The 3092-nt window shown below is 40.4% G+C and carries 2 protein-coding genes; both read right to left on the bottom strand.

Annotated features, from left to right (window positions below; translation table 11 throughout):
* Positions 1 to 98: 98 nt before the first annotated feature.
* Positions 99 to 2222, bottom strand: a complete 2124-nt coding sequence (locus FTV32_RS16335; RefSeq protein WP_180029107.1) for a relaxase/mobilization nuclease domain-containing protein — start codon at positions 2220 to 2222, stop codon at positions 99 to 101.
* Positions 2212 to 2748, bottom strand: coding sequence for a plasmid mobilization relaxosome protein MobC (gene mobC, locus FTV32_RS16330; protein ID WP_179991717.1), 537 nt, complete (start codon positions 2746 to 2748; stop codon positions 2212 to 2214). Before mobC ends, FTV32_RS16335 begins: the two co-directional genes overlap by 11 nt.
* Between the last annotated feature and the right edge of the window lie 344 nt (positions 2749 to 3092).

Genomic DNA, 3092 nt, shown 5'->3' with positions numbered 1-3092 from the left:
TTAGTTTATTCACTTCACTTTAGATAGTGTAATTCATTCCAAAATTTAAAGTTTGAATCGGTGCAGTTTTGGCAAAAAAAGTATAAAAAAAACCATTCTTAGAATGGGTCATACCTGTAGCCATCATCTTTACTTGGCGATGGTGTTGGTGTTGGTGTTGGCTCAATATCTCGCACCTGGCTAACTTCAACTGGTTTTTTAAATCGGTCTTTGGCTGTATCGAATAGAGAATCTAGGCGGTCATGCTCACGTTGAGAGAAGTAAGTACCTAACCGCTTTTCAGCAAATTTCACCATTCTCTTATCATTGGCAATCATCTGTTGAATGTGATCACGCATCTGGTCTGTCATGTCTTTTTCTTGGCGTGAGAAGTGCTGTAAAGCGTTGTACTTCTCGCATATAGCTTCATACAGCTCAGTCCCCATCGGATTTTTTTTGTGATACTTCAATTCTTGTATTTCAGCCCAATATTTCACGTCTTTGGCTGCACTAACATAGCTGTATGAGAATATACGTGCAGCATCAATTGGGCTTTTCGGTTTAATAGCAAAGCCTTTGGAATTGATAGCTGTTAATACTCGATTGCTTTCTTTAATTGTGTGGTCAAATCTCTCAGTGAGTCTTCCAAAGTCGTTCAGCGTTCGCTGACTTCTGTGGTATTTAGAAGTGAGCTGGCGGTAGAAATCTGTGAAAGGGTCTGTGTTAATTTCGATTGAGTATCCTGAATATCTTTGAGCATCGGCTGAATTTGCTGATTGATCTTGTCTTGGACTAACTGATCTATATTTGATTCCCTCAAGGCACTGGTTAAGGTTTTTTCCAAATAAGCCTGCGTTTGTTTTGAGAATCCTTTGATAGATTCGTTCAAAAAGTCCACTGGTGGCTCTTCTTTCATCTGTTGAAGTAGTGCTGCGCTGCGCTTCTCCAATTGCTCGATATATATCTTCTGTCCGTCGATGCAGTTCTGTTGCAGCTTGTTTTGCTCCTTCAAAAGACTGACTTGCTGACTGATTAGCTGAGTTAATTCGCTCATTTACTTCACCAATGAAATTATGATCAGGATTAGCAGTAACGCTGTGCATGATACTGACAAAATTAGACTGATTTTCTGCTGTTGTTGCTGTGTCTGCTGTTGCTCTAAGCTCTGAATATTCAAGTTTTCGGCTTGCTTCACTAAAGTTTGGACTTGATTCAATAACTCTGCTGATTTCTGTGTGAGCTTGTAAACTGACTCCGTTTGGTCTTGGGTTTTGCTGATCAAAACTTGACTGTGCTGTAGTATCTCGTTGTCTATGATCTGTAAGCGTTTCAGCGTATCTGTCTGCAAAGAATCTAGCTCTTGATTCAGTTGCTCGTTGAAGTTTGTTATAGAGTTCATTAACTCGTTTTGCATCGACTTCATTTGCTCTTGATGCGCTTTGATCTGCTTCTGCTCTAGCTCGATTTTCTGCGTAAGCAGTGACATTGAATCCATCTTTATAAAACTCCCCTGCGAGCTTCACGGCTGTCTTATCACCGTGCAATTTGACTGAAATAGTGTCTTTAGCGTTTCGTGTGATGATTCCATATTCAGCAAGCGTTTGGACAACATCGTTACGGTCTTGAATCACGCCTGCGTTAATGCGCTGGGCAACGATTTTATTTAAAAGCTCTTTTTTTTCAGGCTTGGTTTTACCTGCAAAATTAATTTCAATGGCCGCCAATCTTTGGGAATGCGTGTGGTGCGGTAGCTGTACATCAGCTTTTAAAATGGCGAGGTCGTCAGGCTTGGACCAGGTGTATTTTTCGTTTAAATAATCTCTGAGCTTATCGAAGTATTTTTCGTGTCCGGGCGGAGCAATATTTAATGACTTACCTGTTCCAAGATCGACACGCGGCACCAAAACATGCACATGCTTTGAACCATCCTGAGCTACGTGTAGCACGGCATTCATGTGATAGCGTGTCGGGTCTAAATCAGCAAAAGCATGTTTTTCAAATTGATCTAATGTTTCTTGAATCTGTGCATCACTCGGATTGTCTTGTTTTGACCATGCGATTACTGCTGACGAATAGCGATAATCAAAATCTAGGCTTTCAGTAATGGCAACAAATGTTTGTGCATCACCTCTGAGCGTCTGAATATCAGGACGCAAATCGCCTTTTGCATCTTTTTCAGCAAGTAAATAGCCAACCGCTTTGCGTGGACAGCCTTTCCCATGTTTCGTAAATTTAATGTGCATCGGTTTCGACCTCCACTAACTCAACGGCTTTGACTGCTCGGACTCTCGCATTCTCGATAGCGGTATCGGACATTGTTGTTTTTTTAATTTCACCAATCACGCTATGTATATCTTCTTGGATTGCTTGAAGCACTTGCAGACACTCGATAAAGCTAAATTCTTGAGTGAGATCCAACTCTTGTTGTTTGTCATTTTTAATTAGGTTCAAGGCTCTAGCACACTGATTCAGATTTGTACCGACTCGACCAAGTTCGAATAATACGGCTGGGTCTACTTTTGGTGGTGGTCGATGATGCTTTTTTTGTTTGAGTGGAAATGTGGGTTTCACATAGTTTTCAATTTCAACTAAATGAAATTCTGCACTAATCGCATTTTTAATTAGTCGATTGTTGAAGTCACTAAACTGTAAGTTTCTTTTCTCAAGAAAATCATCAAGCTGATTTTTTTCATCAACTGTCAGACGTAGACGTTTAACTTCTGATTTCGGATTGATCTTTTTAAATTTTGTTAAGTCTTCATCATCCATTTTTACCACTCCCCTGCTTATGGTTTTGGATGGGGGTTTGGGGGCGAAGCCCTCAACAAGACTTCTGTGCTACAACTTTTCGGAACTGCGTAGCAGGGCTGAAAATTGTAGCTACAGAGTAGGCTTGCTTAATTACAATAGCATCTTGAATTTGTAATAACAATGTTCGGTACGAATGTTGTTATACAAGTTCAAAGGCTATCTGTAATTGCGGTATTTGATGTTGAGGTATTTGATGTTGAGGTGTTTGGTGTTTGAGGTGTTTGGTGTTTGAGGTGTTTGGTGTTTGAGGTGTTTGGTGTTTGAGGTGTTTGGTGTTTGAGGTGTTTGGTGTTTGAGGTGTT

This window comes from Acinetobacter sp. YH16032, assembly GCF_013417345.1.
Lineage (GTDB): Bacteria > Pseudomonadota > Gammaproteobacteria > Pseudomonadales > Moraxellaceae > Acinetobacter.
The sequence above is the reverse complement of the archived record's forward strand: the minus strand, read 5'-3'. Positions and strand labels throughout refer to the sequence as shown.

Coding starts and splice junctions, on each gene's coding strand:
- FTV32_RS16335 (WP_180029107.1), bottom strand. CDS start 2,222: ATGCACATTAAATTTACGAAACATGGGAAAGGCTGTCCACGCAAAGCG.
- mobC (WP_179991717.1), bottom strand. CDS start 2,748: ATGGATGATGAAGACTTAACAAAATTTAAAAAGATCAATCCGAAATCA.